At 40.1% G+C, this 16031-nt stretch carries 16 protein-coding genes and 1 tRNA gene; 16 read left to right on the top strand and 1 reads right to left on the bottom strand.

What is annotated here, in order from left to right; translation table 11 throughout:
• The first annotated feature begins 7 nt into the window (after positions 1–7).
• From purR to ACZ427_RS17120, 16 genes are all read left to right on the top strand, one after another.
• Positions 8–832 (top strand): pur operon repressor, encoded by an 825-nt coding sequence (purR, locus tag ACZ427_RS17195; protein ID WP_461178084.1) that lies wholly within the window; start codon positions 8–10, stop codon positions 830–832.
• Positions 833–1073: 241 nt separating this feature from the next.
• A complete protein-coding gene (spoVG, locus tag ACZ427_RS17190) occupies positions 1074–1361 on the top strand; it encodes a septation regulator SpoVG (RefSeq protein ID WP_461178085.1) in 288 nt (95 codons plus the stop codon).
• Positions 1362–1662: 301 nt separating this feature from the next.
• Positions 1663–3042, top strand: a complete 1380-nt coding sequence (gene glmU, locus ACZ427_RS17185) for a bifunctional UDP-N-acetylglucosamine diphosphorylase/glucosamine-1-phosphate N-acetyltransferase GlmU (protein ID WP_461178086.1) — start codon at positions 1663–1665, stop codon at positions 3040–3042.
• A 15-nt stretch (positions 3043–3057) separates the two neighbouring features.
• The gene (locus ACZ427_RS17180; protein WP_461178087.1) at positions 3058–4011 is read left to right on the top strand and encodes a ribose-phosphate diphosphokinase; all 954 of its coding nucleotides are present in this window, start codon (positions 3058–3060) and stop codon (positions 4009–4011) included.
• A 235-nt stretch (positions 4012–4246) separates the two neighbouring features.
• Entirely contained in the window at positions 4247–4873 is a 627-nt protein-coding gene (locus tag ACZ427_RS17175) for a 50S ribosomal protein L25/general stress protein Ctc (RefSeq protein WP_461178088.1), read from the top strand.
• Between the two features lie 166 nt (positions 4874–5039).
• Positions 5040–5600, top strand: a complete 561-nt coding sequence (gene pth, locus ACZ427_RS17170; protein ID WP_461178089.1) for an aminoacyl-tRNA hydrolase — start codon at positions 5040–5042, stop codon at positions 5598–5600.
• Positions 5601–5729: 129 nt separating this feature from the next.
• Entirely contained in the window at positions 5730–5960 is a 231-nt protein-coding gene (locus tag ACZ427_RS17165) for an anti-sigma-F factor Fin (protein WP_461178090.1), read from the top strand.
• Between the two features lie 75 nt (positions 5961–6035).
• Entirely contained in the window at positions 6036–9560 is a 3525-nt protein-coding gene (gene mfd, locus ACZ427_RS17160; RefSeq protein ID WP_461178091.1) for a transcription-repair coupling factor, read from the top strand.
• Positions 9561–9697: 137 nt separating this feature from the next.
• Positions 9698–10234, top strand: a complete 537-nt coding sequence (gene spoVT / locus ACZ427_RS17155) for a stage V sporulation protein T (protein ID WP_461178092.1) — start codon at positions 9698–9700, stop codon at positions 10232–10234.
• 346 nt (positions 10235–10580) lie between these two features.
• Positions 10581–12176, top strand: coding sequence for a putative polysaccharide biosynthesis protein (locus ACZ427_RS17150; RefSeq protein WP_461178094.1), 1596 nt, complete (start codon positions 10581–10583; stop codon positions 12174–12176).
• On the top strand, positions 12173–13621 hold the full coding sequence (gene yabN / locus ACZ427_RS17145) for a bifunctional methyltransferase/pyrophosphohydrolase YabN (RefSeq protein WP_461178095.1): 1449 nt from the start codon (positions 12173–12175) through the stop codon (positions 13619–13621). Before ACZ427_RS17150 ends, yabN begins: the two co-directional genes overlap by 4 nt.
• A 5-nt stretch (positions 13622–13626) precedes the next feature.
• A complete protein-coding gene (locus ACZ427_RS17140) occupies positions 13627–13884 on the top strand; it encodes an RNA-binding S4 domain-containing protein (RefSeq protein ID WP_461178121.1) in 258 nt (85 codons plus the stop codon).
• A gap of 63 nt (positions 13885–13947) precedes the next feature.
• On the top strand, positions 13948–14250 hold the full coding sequence (gene yabP / locus ACZ427_RS17135; RefSeq protein WP_461178096.1) for a sporulation protein YabP: 303 nt from the start codon (positions 13948–13950) through the stop codon (positions 14248–14250).
• Positions 14247–14846 (top strand): spore cortex biosynthesis protein YabQ, encoded by a 600-nt coding sequence (gene yabQ, locus ACZ427_RS17130; protein ID WP_461178097.1) that lies wholly within the window; start codon positions 14247–14249, stop codon positions 14844–14846. Before yabP ends, yabQ begins: the two co-directional genes overlap by 4 nt.
• A gap of 5 nt (positions 14847–14851) precedes the next feature.
• Complete coding sequence (locus ACZ427_RS17125; protein ID WP_461178098.1) at positions 14852–15232, top strand: FtsB family cell division protein; 381 nt, start codon at positions 14852–14854, stop codon at positions 15230–15232.
• A 78-nt stretch (positions 15233–15310) separates the two neighbouring features.
• Positions 15311–15697, top strand: coding sequence for a S1 domain-containing RNA-binding protein (locus ACZ427_RS17120; protein ID WP_461178099.1), 387 nt, complete (start codon positions 15311–15313; stop codon positions 15695–15697).
• 247 nt (positions 15698–15944) lie between these two features.
• Here the strand turns inward: ACZ427_RS17120 and ACZ427_RS17115 are convergent.
• Positions 15945–16018: transfer RNA gene (locus ACZ427_RS17115), tRNA-Met, on the bottom strand.
• Positions 16019–16031: the final 13 nt, after the last annotated feature.

Raw genomic sequence — 16031 nt, 5'->3', positions numbered from 1 at the left:
TGTATAAATGAAAAGAAGTAACCGTTTAGTTGCATTGACCAATTTTTTCCTGGAAAATCCCAGGGTACAACAGCAATTACCATACTTTGCGGAAAAATATGAATCATCCAAGTCATCTCTCAGTGAAGACCTGGATATTATTAATAGTGTTTTGAAAAATGATGGATTGGGATATTTGGAGAGAACATCCGGAGCGGCGGGCGGCGTTAAATATATTCCTCAATTTTCCCATGAGAAAAATGTTCAATTTATTGATAAACTCAAGTATCAACTGGAGGATCCTGTTCGCATTCTTCCAGGTGGATACTTGTATATGAGTGATATATTGGGTGATCCAAGATTAACGAGAGAAATTGGTGGCGTATTTGCATCTGTATTTTCAAAAATGGATATTGATGTAGTGGTTACCGTTGCTACAAAAGGGATTCCTTTGGCCTATGCGGTAGCTTCCTTTCTTGGTGTACCTGTAGTTATTGTACGTAGAGACCCTAAAGTTACAGAAGGGTCCTCTGTAAGTATCAATTATGTTTCAGGATCCTCACGCAAAATCCAAACAATGGTATTACCAAAACGCAGCCTCCCGGAAGGTTCAAATGTCTGTATCATCGATGATTTTATGAAGGCCGGCGGTACGATTACAGGGATTATGAACTTATTGGAGGAATTTGATGCAAATGTGAAGGCGATTGGTGTCCTGGCAGAAGCAGATGACGAGGAAGAAGAACGGATCGTGGAAGAGTATACATCGCTCGTTAAAATAACCAACGTTGACATCAAACAGAGGGATATTGAAGTTCATCCTGGAAACTTCATTGAAAACCATACGAATTAATCCAATATTTGATAAACTCGGAGCAAACCACATCCCATTTGGAAATTTATGCCTTTTACGCAGTTGAAAAAGTGTAAACTTCTTGCTGTATAAATGTATCTAAGTCTATTTGCCATAAAATCCCGGCGAAAAGCAAAGTTTTCTAAAAAATATTTTAATTTTTTTCATTATCTGGCAGGAATTCCAAATGTTTTGTTGAACTAGTTAGTTAAGTTCAAAAGGGAAAAGGTGGTGAAACATCATGGAAGTAACAGACGTTAGATTACGCCGCGTCAACACAGAGGGTAGAATGCGAGCAATTGCTTCAATTACATTGGATGGGGAATTTGTTGTCCATGATATCCGGGTGATTGATGGAAATAATGGACTATTTGTGGCAATGCCATCCAAACGTACCCCTGATGGTGAGTTCAGGGATATTGCACATCCGATTAATTCCGGTACACGTGGAAAAATCCAAGATGCTGTTTTGGAGGAATATCGACGTGCAGGGGCAGATGTGGAATATGAGGAAGCTGGGGCTTCCTAAAATCATGATCAACAAAGGAGTCTAATCTTTTACGATTAGTCTTCTTTTTTTTGCAATTTAGAGGTGAAACTTTCCTGGAGCTTAAATGCTACCAAGGATTTTACTATAAAACGTACGTGATAATCCTTTGTTATCTAAGTATTTTGGTCTACAGCAGTAAAAAAAATAATGTTAATAACAGATGGTACATACCCTGTGAAAAATTGTGAAACCCCCACCTCTACATCGTGATATCTATTGAAATCATCTGCTTTTTACGATATATTACTATTGGATAAATAGAAATAATGGAGGTTTCCTCATGACAAATCGATATGCTGTTATTCTGGCAGCAGGACAAGGAACAAGAATGAAATCCAAATTATATAAAGTACTGCATCCCGTAGCTGGCCGTCCGATGGTACAGCGCGTATTAGAACAAGTGAAAGCAGTACAATTAGATAAAACGGTTACCATTGTCGGTTTTGGTGCAGATAAAGTAATCGAGCATATAGGTGATGAGAGCGAGTTCGTTGTACAAGAGGAACAGCTCGGTACCGGCCATGCGGTTATGAAGGCAGAGGATTTATTAAATGATAAAGAAGGCACCACGATTGTCGTTTGCGGGGATACCCCATTAATCACAAAGGAAACATACCAGGCCCTTTTTGATCGTCACGAGAAGGAAGGGGCGGGAGCGACAGTTTTAACTGCGAAGACAGAGAATCCCTCAGGTTACGGACGAATTATTCGCAATGAGGCGAATGAAGTAGAGCGTATTGTTGAGCACAAAGATGCAACTGAGGGTGAACTTCTTGTGAATGAAATTAATACAGGTACATACTGCTTCGATAATAAAAAACTCTTTGATGCATTACAAAACGTTTCCAATGATAATACACAAGCTGAATATTATTTGCCGGATGTCATTGAAATCCTGCGCAATCGGGGAGATAAAGTGACTGCTTTTACAACACCGGATTTCGATGAAACATTAGGCGTGAATGATCGGGTCGCGTTAGCTCAAGCAGAAAAAATAATGAAAAAACGTATTAACGAAAATCATATGAGAAATGGTGTAGCGATTATCGACCCGGATCATACGTATATTGAATCGGATGTCGTGATAGAATCGGATGTTACCATTTATCCAGGTACAATCATAAAGGGAAACACAACTATTAAATCAGATGCGGAAATCGGACCGAACTCGGAAATTTCCAACAGTTATATAGGTGAAGCGACAGTTGTAAAGCAAAGTGTTGTAAATAACAGTAAAATTGGTGATCGTGTTAAAGTTGGTCCATATGCACATGTCAGGCCGGAATCAGCAATCGGCAATGACGCGAAACTGGGCAACTTTGTAGAAATCAAGAAAACTGAACTTGGAGATAACAGCAAGGTTTCCCATTTAAGCTATATTGGCGATGCGCAAGTTGGGAGCAATGTGAATGTCGGTTGTGGTACAATAACAGTGAACTATGATGGAAAAAATAAATTTTTGACCACGATAGAAGATGATGCCTTTATCGGCTGTAATTCCAACCTGGTTGCACCAGTTACCGTTGGAAAAGGCTCCTATGTGGCTGCGGGCTCCACCATTACGGAAAATGTACCGGAAGACGCCTTATCCGTTGCAAGAGCTAGACAGTCAAATAAGGAAGGATATGCAACAAAATTAAAAAACAGACAAAAAGATTAACGGAGGGTTTATTTCATGGCGTCCATCTATAAAGATCAGTCTCTGAAAGTATTCACATTGAACTCAAATCCCAAGCTGGCAGAGGAAATCGCAAACCATATTGGAACGTCACTTGGTCAATGTACAGTTTCGCGTTTTAGTGACGGTGAAATTCAAATCAATATTGAGGAAAGTATTCGTGGTTGTGATGTATATGTCGTGCAGTCAACCTGTTCTCCGGTAAATGAACATCTTATGGAACTCCTGATTATGATTGATGCATTAAAGCGTGCCTCTGCGAAATCCATTAATATTGTGATGCCTTATTATGGATATGCAAGACAGGATAGAAAAGCCCGTTCACGTGAGCCAATTGCAGCTAAGCTTATAGCAGATCTGTTGGAAACAGCTGGAGCAACGCGGATGATCACACTTGATCTGCATGCACCACAAATTCAAGGGTTCTTTGATGTTCCAATAGACCATTTGCAAGGTGTACCGATTCTTTCCGATTATTTTGAAGCAAAAAGTCTGGAAGATATTATAATCGTCTCACCTGACCATGGTGGGGTAACAAGAGCCCGTAAAATGGCAGACCGCCTGAAAGCTCCAATTGGAATCATTGACAAAAGACGTCCGCGCCCGAACGTTTCAGAGGTTATGAACATCATAGGTAATATCGAAGGCAAGACAGCAATCCTGATTGATGATATCATTGATACTGCTGGAACAATTACATTAGCAGCTGACGCCCTGATTGAACAAGGCGCGAAGGAAGTCTATGCATGCTGTACACATCCGGTGCTTTCCGGCCCAGCAGTGGAGCGAATCAATAATTCACAAATCAAGGAACTGGTTATCACAGACTCTATCCCGCTTTCAGAGGGAAAACAGGTTGATAAAATCAAGGAATTATCTGTTGCACCACTTATCGGTGAAGCAATCATACGTGTTCACGAGCTACAGTCTGTAAGCATTCTATTTGACTAAATTGCTTTCATACGACAACCTTCATCACGGAAAAATGTTAACTTAGGTTTAAACAAGCAGTTTTTGGGGTATTCTCTGTAAGTACCGTTTCAGTGAAGAAAGTATAGAACATGCTAAAAACGGAAACGGTATATATCTTTTGAATAAAAGTATACGAAAATTTAAGGCCTATGCCACTTTTGGTAATATGTATAGGTTTTCTATTAAATATTAAATATTTTGGAGGATGATGAACATGGCAGTAAAATTAAAAGCAGCCAAAAGAGAAGATTATACAAAGTCTGCAACAAAAGAAATCAGAAACAGTGGTAAAGTACCTGCTGTTCTCTACGGGAAAGAAAAGGAGAACCAAACGATTTCGGTTGATAGCATTGATTTACTAAAAACAGTTCGTGATGAAGGAAGAAACGCAATTATTTCACTTGATGTTGAAGGAGAAAAGGCAGTAAATGTTATGCTCCATGACTATCAAATGGATCCGCTTAAGGACGAATTGGTTCATGTGGACTTTTATGCTGTAAACATGTCTGAAGAAAGAGATGTTGCTGTACCACTCCGCTTAGACGGAGAAGCACAAGGATCAAAAGATGGAGGCGTATTACAGCAGCCATTATATGAACTGCAGGTTCGCGCTAAACCGGCTGATATTCCTGAAGAAATAGCAGTAGATATCACCCAGCTTGAAGTTGGTGACAGCCTGGCAATTTCCGATCTTCCTACATCAGGTAAATATGAATTTACAGAAGAACCGGATACGACAATTGCAACAGTACTGCCACCAGACACATTGGATGAAACAGAAGAAGCTCCTGATGAAAATGCAGAGCCTGAGCTGGTAGATGCTAAAGAAGAAGAAAAATAATAAAATGAGATAAATGATAGCATCCCCCTCCTCCTAAGAACCGTAAAAAATAAGCGTTACTTAGGGGAGGGATTGTTGTATTGCCAAAGAACTTTAAAATGTTTGTTCCAAAAGACACCGTCTACAATTCGGTGACTTTAAGACCATCTAAAAAGGAAGAAGCGAAATGAAGTGTATTGTAGGGTTGGGAAACCCGGGAAAAAAATATCAGGATACCCGTCATAATATTGGATTTATGATTATAGATGAATTACTGGATCGTTATGGCTGGGAATTAAATAAAAAGAAGTTTAATGGCAGTTATGCCATGGAACATGTTCAAGGAGAAAAAGTCTTTCTTCTTAAGCCACAAACGTATATGAACCTTTCAGGAGAATCCATTCGCCCATTGATGGACTATTATGATATCAATCTGGAAGATGTGCTTATCATTTACGATGACCTGGATTTACCAACAGGGAAAATCCGTCTGCGTCAAAAAGGCGGTCATGGTGGTCATAATGGCCTGCGGTCGACGATTGATCATCTGGGAACAAAAGACTTTAAACGAATTCGTTTCGGTGTTGGCAGACCGACAAACCCGACTCCTGTTGTGAATTATGTTTTAAGCTCGTTTCCGAAAGAAGAACAGGAAGATGTCAATGTGAGTATTAAAAAAGCTGCTGATGCCTGTGAAGCCTGGCTAAAAACTCCTTTTCTTGAAGTCATGAATGAATATAACAGCTAATGGCGCTTAGGTAAGTATAAAACTGTGCTTTTCGGATAAACTTTCTAATAGTGTGTGTTCGAGAAGCTGCCTAATAATCGGCTGACTTTTTGAACAACCTCTATAAGGTTTATTCGAGGAGGTTTTTCTATGTCTATCGTCTATAAATGCAGGCATTGCGGAGGGGTCATCGGCAAATTGGAGCAACAGGTTATAGACACGTCTATGTTAGGTTTTGACCAATTGACAAGTAAGGAAAAAGAAGACATGATAAAATATAAGGATAATGGGGATGTACACATTCAAGCAATCTGTGAGAATTGTGAAGAGACATTGGGTAATCATCCTCACTACCATGAACTGGATTTTTTTATACAATAAAATAAGCAACAAAAGCTTTGGTGATTGCACCAAGGCATTTTTGCGCTTACGTACGGAATACGTGGGGGTTTAACGATGAAAGGGATTAATAATTATTTAAAATCAAATGAAGATATACAATCGATACTAAAGGGATTATCCGGAGGGATGAAGGAACAGCTTATTGCTGGTCTTTCCGGGTCGGCAAGGAGCCTGCTGGTATCACTTATCAGTGAATCAATGAATAAGCCGATTTTGCTTGTGACACATCAATTGGTTCAGGCACAGCAGTTATATGATGATTTATCTGAGCTGATTGGCGAAAATGGTGTGCACTTGTATCCGGTTAATGAACTCATCGCTTCTGAAATCGCAATAGCTAGTCCGGAATTAAGAAGTCAGCGGATTGATGCACTGACAGCGTGGTCAGAAAAGCAATCAGGTATTTTAATCGCTCCGGTTGCTGCATTAAAGCGGATTTTGCCTCCACCAGACTATTGGAGCAAATACCAGCTTAAGTTTACATATGGAGAAGCGATTGATATCGATGCATATCTATCTTCATTGGTAGACATGGGGTATGAACGAACGGCGATGGTCGCATCCCCGGGAGAATTCTCGAAGCGGGGCGGCATCATTGATATTTATCCAATAACGGAAAGTAATCCGATACGTATAGAATTATTTGATGATGAAATCGATTCTATACGCTATTTTAATGCAGAAACACAGCGCTCCCTGGATAAACTGGAAGAAGTGATGGTAGGGCCTGCCACAGAACTTTTACTTACAGACTCGGATATGCTTGCAGCTGCTGACAGGGTGGAGGACGCGTTATCAAGCTCATTGAAAAAAATGAAAACCTCCGAGGCGAAAGAAACAATAATTGAAGCAGTACAGCAGGATATTACGCGGATGAAAGAATTGGAGCACTTTCAGGAGATGTATAAATACATCGGCTACCTTTATCAGGATCCTGCTAGTTTACTAGATTATCTGCCATCAGAGGGCATGATCATTTTTGATGAAATGAGCAGAATTCAGGAAACGGCAACAAACCTGGATACGGAAGAGGCGGAATGGTACAGCAGTCTGTTGGAAGCCAATAAAATGGTGAAAAACAGCAAATTTTCGTTTGACTGGCAATCCATCTGGGATAAAGTTGAACATCCAAGGCTATATACATCCGTATTTCTGAGGCATATTCCCAATACAAATCCGCAAAACATCATTGACCTTTCAACAAGAGCGATGCAAGAGTTTCATGGACAGATAAATCTATTCAAAAGTGAGTTGCAGCGCTGGGAGAAAGGGGACAATTCCGTTGTTGTTTTAGCACCGAACGAAAAACGTGCAGAAAAAATTCATTCCATATTTGCGGACTATGATATCGAAGCTACTGTTTCCGATCAACTGGAGTTGCCTGTAAAAAGACCAACGATTGCTGTAGGGAATATTAGCAGCGGGATTGAGCTGCCACTGCATAAACTTGTACTGATTACAGAAAATGAGCTGTTCAAAAAAAGGACCAAACGGCCGAGAAAACAGCAAAAGGTTTCCAACGCCGAACGTATAAAAAGCTACCAGGAATTAAAAGTCGGAGATTATGTCGTTCATGCGAATCATGGAATCGGGAAATATTTGGGGATTGAAACACTTGAACTGAAAGACTTGCATAAAGATTATATGCTCATCAAATATTCCGGTGATGATAAACTTTTTGTGCCGATTGATCAGATTGATTTGGTTCAAAAGTTTGTTGCTTCGGAAGGTAAAGAACCGAAGCTGTATAAATTGGGCGGTACGGAATGGACAAAGGTGAAGCAAAAAGTACAGTCATCTGTTGAGGATATCGCCGAGGATTTAATCAAACTGTATGCAGAACGGGAAGCAAAGAAAGGATACAAATTTTCGGAAGATACCGAAATGCAACGGGAATTTGAAGCATCTTTTCCATACCAGGAAACGGACGATCAACTCCGCTGTATCGAAGAAATCAAACAGGATATGGAAAGAGAACAGCCAATGGACCGATTACTCTGCGGGGATGTTGGTTATGGGAAAACGGAAGTCGCTATCCGTGCAGCATTTAAAGCAGTTGCCGATGGGAAACAGGTTGCTTTATTAGTTCCAACAACTATTTTAGCCCAACAGCACTATGAAACGATAAGGGAGAGATTTCAGGAGCATGCGATAAATATTGGGCTGTTAAGCAGGTTCCGTACGAAAAAGCAGCAGACAGAAACAATCAAAGGTTTGAAAAATGGCACGATAGATGTTGTCATCGGAACACATCGCTTATTATCGAAGGATGTGCAGTACCGTCAGATGGGACTGCTTATTGTCGATGAGGAGCAGCGTTTCGGTGTGAAACATAAGGAGAAAATCAAACAAATCAAGACAAATGTGGATGTATTGACATTGACAGCAACACCGATCCCAAGAACATTACACATGTCTATGCTTGGTGTCCGTGATCTGTCTGTCATTGAAACACCACCGGAAAACCGCTTTCCAATACAAACGTATGTCATGGAGTATAACCCAATTTTCATGCGGGAAGCGATTGAACGGGAAATGGCTCGAGGCGGGCAAGTGTTCTTCCTCTATAATCGGGTGGAAAATATTGATAAAGTTGCGCGCGATCTTGGGATGCTTGTCGACGAAGCCAGGATTGGGGTCGCCCACGGACAAATGAACGAAGCAGAGTTGGAAAATGTCATATTCGGATTTTTAGAAGGTGAATTCGATGTGCTTGTCAGTACAACGATTATTGAGACAGGTGTGGACATACCAAATGTAAACACATTGATTGTTAATGATGCGGATCGCATGGGCTTAAGTCAGCTTTATCAGCTTCGTGGACGTGTTGGACGATCTAACCGTATCGCATACGCCTATTTCACCTATAAAAAGGATAAGATACTTACAGAGGTGGCAGAAAAGCGGCTGCAGGCAATTAAGGAATTTACGGAGCTTGGTTCCGGTTTTAAAATTGCGATGCGCGATTTATCTATACGTGGTGCCGGTAACCTACTTGGGTCCCAGCAACATGGATTCATTGATTCAGTCGGCTTTGACATGTATTCGCAAATGCTTAAAGAAGCGATTGAGGCACGTAAAACCGGCAGGGAAATTGAAGACATCCAGCCATTTGAACCAGAGCTTGCGCTTGGGCTTGATGCTTATATTCCGGAAACCTATATCAAAGATGAAAAGCAGAAAATAGATATCTATAAGCAATTCCAGAATCTTGATACTTCTGAGGACCTGGATGATTTGAAAGATGAGCTAATGGATCGGTTCGGTGATTTCCCAGAAGAAGTAGCAAATTTATTTGTCGTTTCTTCCATGAAAATGTATGCCAAAAAAGAACGTGTGGAATCCATTAGTGAAAGGAAGCAAAAAGTTGAGATGCTCGTTGATGAAGACCGGAGTCAGCAGATTGACGGTTCCAAACTTTTCGAACTGGCAAATGATTTTGGACGGGGTGTTCAGCTCGGTACGGAGAATAATAAATTGAAGATAACATTTAAATGGACACGTGATACCGAGCCAAAACGCTATGAAATCGTTGAAGATTTTATCGAAAAATTGGCGACGGTGGATAGAAATGGATAAAAAATTGGTATCTTATGCATAGTTCTTATGAGATGTTTCATACTAAAACCAAAGCTGGTGATTATTTCACATTTAGATAGTATTTAGCAACGTGGTATGCAGGCAAACATCATCATAAGAAAGTGAGGATTTTACTCATGAAAGCAACAGGAATTGTACGACGTATTGATGATTTAGGAAGAGTTGTTATTCCAAAAGAAATCAGAAAGACCTTACGTATCCGTGAAGGAGATCCATTGGAGATTTTTGTGGATAGAGAGGGCGAAGTTATTTTAAAAAAATACTCACCTATCAATGAATTGGGCCATTTCGCAAAGGAATATGCCGAAGCATTATTCGATTCACTCCAGTTTCCAGTTCTAATTTGCGATCGGGATGAAGTTATTGCGGTGGCCGGAGAATCAAAAAAAGATTATTTAAGTAAAAATATCAGTTCTGAAATGGCAAAAATAATCGAAAATCGGTCGAATGTCTTTGAAACACAAGCTGGTCATATGGAAATCATCGATGGGAAAGAGCAGGAACTGAGTTCATATTGCATGAGTCCGATTATCGCAAATGGAGATTCCATCGGTTGTGTGATTGTTTTTTCCAACGACGATGGAAAAGTTAGTAAGGTTGAACAAAAATCAGCTGAAACAGCTGCAGGCTTTTTAGCAAAGCAAATGGAATAATACTTAACATGGAGGCAAATATCAGTGTGATACTGATTTTTGCCTGTTTTTTTGGGCAGTCAGAAACAACATGCCAGCACCATCTATAATGAAAACAGCTAACTTAACCAGCAGGCTGTTTTCTAAAAGATTGGGACTGCAATTACTCGCCCCATCGAAAAGATATGTTGCTTTTGACACAAAAACGGTAGACTGCGACATAAAACCAATGGTGGTTGGTGTCTTTAACACGATCAGCTGAATTTTCTGCGTGATAGTATCAGTATCGACCTGCCCCTGTCCGTATAAACCCTTATGTATGCTATAATTGAATAAAATTTGCGTTAACGAAAAAAGGACGTTATATATGCGTGAGAATGAATCAAACCGGCTGGTAAAGGGTGCGCTGCTGTTAACATTGGCAGGACTTGTAAGTAAAATTTTAAGTGCCGGCTACCGGATCCCACTGCAGAACCTGACAGGCGATGTCGGTTTTTACATTTATCAACAAGTGTACCCCATCCTTGGTATTGTGATGGTCCTCTCTTTATACGGGTTTCCTTCAGCAATATCAAAAATGGCAGTAGACCTTCAAGCAGCGGGTAAAAGCCTTTCCTTTAAGGGCTTTTATATCCCGGTTTTTCTGATTCTGCTTATAATCAATGGAGCGCTATCCCTGTTTCTGTTATTCAATGCAGATGAATTGGCACGGTGGGTAGGTGATTATCGTTTATCGAAAAGTTATCAACTTGCGGGCTTTGCCTTTTTACTGGTCCCTTTCTCAGCCTTGTTAAGAGGGGCTTTTCAGGGGAATTACTATATGAAGCCGACCGCTTATTCACAAATAGGCGAGCAATTTATTCGTGTATTTATTATCATTGCAGCTGCGATTGTGGTAGTTAGCACGAGTCAGAGTTTATATGAAATTGGACAGGCTGCTGCGCTTGCCTCCATTTTTGGTGCAATTACGGCAATTATCATTCTTAGTCTTTTCTTTATATGGAAAAAGCCAGTCTCCAGGGAATCTGCAGGTACAGATATTCCGTGGAATTATTATGTACGAACGATCCTGACTTTGGGAGTCGTGGCAGCCCTGAATCACATGGTACTTCTCGTGATCCAATTTGCAGATACATTTACATTAATTCCCAGTTTAATGGATTATGGATTCACCCATCTGGAAGCAATGGAAGCAAAAGGTGTGTTTGACCGCGGACAGCCATTAATCCAACTTGGAACCGTCCTTGGCTCATCTTTTGCCCTGGCACTTGTTCCGACAATCTCGAAACAGAAGCTAAAGACGGATCCAACTACATTTTATCATTATATTCGGGGGGCCCTCCTTTTTGGTTTTTATTTGGCGATTGGGGCTACAATAGGGTTGATTGCTATTTTTCCTGAAGTAAATCAATTACTGTTTAAAAATGATCAGGGGACAAGTAACTTGCGAATTCTCATTCTTTCTATCTTTCTCTGTTCACTTGCCATCACCGCTTCTTCCATTCTGCAGGGGCTGGGCTACCTGAAACGAACTGCCATGTTTATCCTGGCAGCTTTCTTTGTAAAATGGATTGGCAACCAGCTGCTTGTTCCTTTTTGGGGAATAACCGGAAGTGCCATTACAACCGTATTAAGCCTGCTTGCATTATGTGTGATAGTTTTATTTCAATTGAAACGGAAATTACCGGATTTGAAATTTTTCCAGATGATTAATTGGCAGACCCTGATAAAAGCGTCACTTTCCATGGTGATTTATATTATTGTACTTGACGCTGTCTTTGCAGGTACAGTAGTGCTATCGCGAATGACATTATTAATCTATGTTTTATTTATCGCAATGACTGGAGGCATTATTTTTATCTTCACATTGTTAAAAGGACGGGCGTTCACAAGAAGTGAATTGAAAATGCTGCCATTTGCATCCTTTTTCATTCGCATTCATAAAGGGAGGAACATGAAATGAGTTATAAAATTGAAATCATTGGTCTGGGGGCGGGAGACATCGATCAACTGTCCCTGGGTGTCTATAAGAAATTAATCAATGCACCAGGAAATATCTATACACGCACCCTCGATCATCCGGTTATCCGGTCTTTGAAGCAGGAAGGAGCAGCCTTTGAATCGTTCGATCATATTTATGAAGCGAAAGAGAAGTTTGCAGATGTTTATGAAAATATTGCAACTGCCCTACTCACAAAAGCGAGACAAGAACCGGTTATCTACACAGTTCCTGGACATCCGATGCTTGCGGAAAAAACAGTGCAGCTTTTACTTGAACAAAATGAAACAGAAGTGGACATTGTCGGCGGGCAGAGCTTTTTAGACGATTTATTTACATCATTGAAAATCGATCCCATCGATGGATTTCAATTTGTTGATGGGACAGCTTTTGAACGCAGTGAGCTCCAATATCGTCATCACCTTATTTTTTGCCAGGTATATGACCGCTTTATTGCTTCTGAGGTAAAACTGGCTCTATTGGAGGACTTGCCATATGACTATCAGGTTACGATTATTGAAGCGGCGGGGAGCAGCCATGAAAAAGTCAAAACAATTCCGTTGGAAGAACTGGATCATTCCAATGAAATCAGTAATTTGACGAGTGTTTATGTACCACCAGCTGCACCGGATTTATTGAATCATACATTCCCGCGGTTGAGAGAAGTTATTGCCACACTCCGGGCTCCAGGTGGCTGTCCATGGGATCGTGCACAGACACATGAATCACTGAGAGAACATGCGATTGAGGAAGTATATGAATTAATTGATGCGATTGATAATCAAGATGATGAAAATATAATCGAGGAACTTGGTGATATTCTTCTGCAGGTCATGCTGCACAGTCAAATTGGCGAAGATGACGGCTATTTTATGGTGGATGATGTCATCGGTTCGATTACAGATAAAATGATTCACCGCCATCCGCATGTCTTTGGTGATATAACGGCAGATTCCGTTGATGATGTATATAAAAATTGGGAAGCATTGAAAAAAGAAGAAAAGGGAGACGAGCGCAAATCTGTATTGGACGGTGTCCCGAAACATCTGCCAGCTTTAGCCAAAGCGTTTAAGCTGCAGAAAAAAGCAGCGAAGGTCGGTTTCCAATGGGACGAGGTCAAAGAAGTCTGGAACAAGCTGAGTGAGGAATTAAATGAAGTTCATAAAGCAATCGAATCCGATGATAAAATAGAAATGGAAAAAGAATTTGGTGATGTACTATTTGTACTGGTCAATCTAACAAGGTATTATAAAATAAACCCGGAAAATGCACTGAACCGGACAAATCATAAATTCCTGTCACGCTTTAGCTATATTGAGGAACAATTAAACAGGCAGGAAAAGGATATTCATACGACATCTCTGAAAGAAATGGATGATTTATGGGTTCAGGCGAAAGAAAGAGAGTGATAGAATTGAGACTGGATAAATTTTTGAAAATATCCCGGTTAATTAAACGTCGGACACTGGCAAAGGAAGTTGCCGATCAGGGCCGAATTACGATTAACGGAAATAAAGCAAAAGCAGCATCAACCCTCTCTGTCGGGGATGAGCTTGTGATTAAATTTGGTCAGAAACTTGTAACGATTGAAATAACCTCGTTGCGAGAGAATGTACGTAAAGATGAAGCTGAAACACTTTATAAAGTAGTTAAAGAGGAAAAGCCTGAGTAAAAATAAAGTTCTAGACCTGTCCCTCCTTTCATAAAGTAATAATGATAAGGAGGGGCAATTACGATGAATAATTATTATGAACCAAAACAAGCGGTAACACGTGTCCAGAATGATCACTTTGTTAAAATGAATAATCGTAAAAACCTGGAGATTACAGGGGTCAAAGAAGTAGACAGTTTTGATAATGAAGAATTCCTTCTGGAAACAGTGATGGGCTATTTAATTGTCCGCGGACAAAATTTACAATTGAAAAATCTGGACGTCGGAGAAGGAGTTGTAACGATAAAAGGTAAGGTGTATGAGCTTTCCTATGTAGACGAGCAGCAGGAGAAAGCTAAAGGATTCTTTAGCAAGCTATTCAGATGACACTCAGTGTTCAATTCATGACAATGATTGCCATGGTTTTAAGTGGCTTTTATCTGGGTATAATACAAGATACCTTCCGACGCTTTACGATGTATTGGAAACAGAGAATAATCTTTTCCTATTTGATAGAGGTTGTTTTCTGGCTTACACAAACAGCTATTATCTTTTACGTTCTATTTCGAGTAAATGGTGGGGAGCTGAGGCTGTACATATTTCTGGCAGGTCTATTGGGTTTTGCCATGTATCAGGTATTTGCAGCCGGTATTTATAAACGGATACTTGAACGAATCATTCTTATTATAGCTGGGATATACCGTTTCTGTAAAAAAGTGGTACAAGCACTGATTATCCACCCGATTACTTGGATTGTCGTACTGCTTTTAACGATTATTGCCTGGATAGCAAAGCTTATCGGATCCATCCTCCTTTTTATGTTAAAGGTCGTCATCGCTCCAATAAAATGGCTGCTTCAATTCATCTATCAAATGCTGCCAGAAAGTTTACAAAAAAAACTGCACAAAATTGCAGGAGTTTATAGTACAATGAAGAATATATATATAAAATGCAGGAAGTATATCAGCTCAAAGAGGAGGTAGGGGCTTTGTCTTCGCAGGAAAAAACGGTTACAAGATTAGATTCCAACTACATGAAAAGCTATGATGCGCAAGTAGAAAGGCAGAAACGGAAAAAACAGCGATTAACCCGTCGTCTTATGTTATTTTCTATCATCGTGATGATTGCGGTTGGGAGCATGGCGGCATACCATATTCAGCAGCGGGTGCTTCATGCAGAGAAAGTGGAAGAATATGATCAGCTGGAAGGGAAATTAGCTGATCTTAAAAAACAGGAAGCAAATATGAATGAAGAAATTGAATTGTTAAATGATGAGGATTATGTGCTGGATATAGCTCGAACGAACTATTTCTTCTCGAAAAAAGGTGAATTGATCTTTAATATCCCTGCCGAGAATCCCTCATATTGACACATTTTAATGTGGTTGGCTATAATATAGAAGAACTATATATTTATATTTAATCTTTTAAGGAGGAGCATTTTTTTTATGTCAATCGAAGTAGGCAGCAAGCTGCAGGGAAAGGTAACTGGTATTACTAATTTTGGAGCGTTTGTTGAACTTGAAGCAGGTAAGACTGGACTGGTCCATATTAGTGAAGTTGCCGACAACTATGTGAAAGACATTAATGACCATCTTACCGTTGGTGATACAGTTACGGTAAAGGTCATTAATGTTGAAAAGGATGGCAAAATTGGTCTGTCCATTAAAAAAGCAAAAGATAGACCAAAACGCCCACAAAGAGATAGTCGTGAACGTACGGAAACCTTTGAATCAAAAATGAACCGTTTCCTCAAAGATTCGGAAGACCGTTTAGCCTCTTTAAAGAAGCACACGGAATCCAAACGCGGGGGTCGAGGTGCTAAAAGGGGATAGCAGTTGCTGTCTATTTATAATGCTCTATAAAAATGGGAAAAAGCAGGTAATCTTAATAAGATACCTGCTTTTTCGTTTGCATTGGCCATTGGTATTTATATTCGGATTATCCGGCCAACAATTGACACATCATTAACTGGAGGATTATTTCCATTATCCTATTGATAATCTTCCTAAATCACAACTATAAAAAAATCCCTGGTTAGAGACGATCTCTTTATCCAGGGATTTCTTTCAATTTCTTTGATAGCGGCGGAGGGGATCGAACCCACGACCTCACGGGTATGAACCGTACGCTCTCGCCAGCTGAGCTACGCCGCCAAAATCAGTCAAC

It is taken from the genome of Virgibacillus ainsalahensis (assembly GCF_055380755.1).
The sequence above is the reverse complement of the archived record's forward strand: the minus strand, read 5'-3'. Positions and strand labels throughout refer to the sequence as shown.

What these genes read in the sequence shown, in the direction of transcription:
- purR (WP_461178084.1), top strand. Translation starts at nt 8, where the DNA reads ATGAAAAGAAGTAACCGTTTAGTTGCATTGACCAATTTTTTCCTGGAA.
- spoVG (WP_461178085.1), top strand. Translation starts at nt 1,074, where the DNA reads ATGGAAGTAACAGACGTTAGATTACGCCGCGTCAACACAGAGGGTAGA.
- glmU (WP_461178086.1), top strand. Translation starts at nt 1,663, where the DNA reads ATGACAAATCGATATGCTGTTATTCTGGCAGCAGGACAAGGAACAAGA.
- ACZ427_RS17180 (WP_461178087.1), top strand. Translation starts at nt 3,058, where the DNA reads ATGGCGTCCATCTATAAAGATCAGTCTCTGAAAGTATTCACATTGAAC.
- ACZ427_RS17175 (WP_461178088.1), top strand. Translation starts at nt 4,247, where the DNA reads ATGGCAGTAAAATTAAAAGCAGCCAAAAGAGAAGATTATACAAAGTCT.
- pth (WP_461178089.1), top strand. Translation starts at nt 5,040, where the DNA reads ATGAAGTGTATTGTAGGGTTGGGAAACCCGGGAAAAAAATATCAGGAT.
- ACZ427_RS17165 (WP_461178090.1), top strand. Translation starts at nt 5,730, where the DNA reads ATGTCTATCGTCTATAAATGCAGGCATTGCGGAGGGGTCATCGGCAAA.
- mfd (WP_461178091.1), top strand. Translation starts at nt 6,036, where the DNA reads ATGAAAGGGATTAATAATTATTTAAAATCAAATGAAGATATACAATCG.
- spoVT (WP_461178092.1), top strand. Translation starts at nt 9,698, where the DNA reads ATGAAAGCAACAGGAATTGTACGACGTATTGATGATTTAGGAAGAGTT.
- ACZ427_RS17150 (WP_461178094.1), top strand. Translation starts at nt 10,581, where the DNA reads ATGCGTGAGAATGAATCAAACCGGCTGGTAAAGGGTGCGCTGCTGTTA.
- yabN (WP_461178095.1), top strand. Translation starts at nt 12,173, where the DNA reads ATGAGTTATAAAATTGAAATCATTGGTCTGGGGGCGGGAGACATCGAT.
- yabP (WP_461178096.1), top strand. Translation starts at nt 13,948, where the DNA reads ATGAATAATTATTATGAACCAAAACAAGCGGTAACACGTGTCCAGAAT.
- yabQ (WP_461178097.1), top strand. Translation starts at nt 14,247, where the DNA reads ATGACACTCAGTGTTCAATTCATGACAATGATTGCCATGGTTTTAAGT.
- ACZ427_RS17120 (WP_461178099.1), top strand. Translation starts at nt 15,311, where the DNA reads ATGTCAATCGAAGTAGGCAGCAAGCTGCAGGGAAAGGTAACTGGTATT.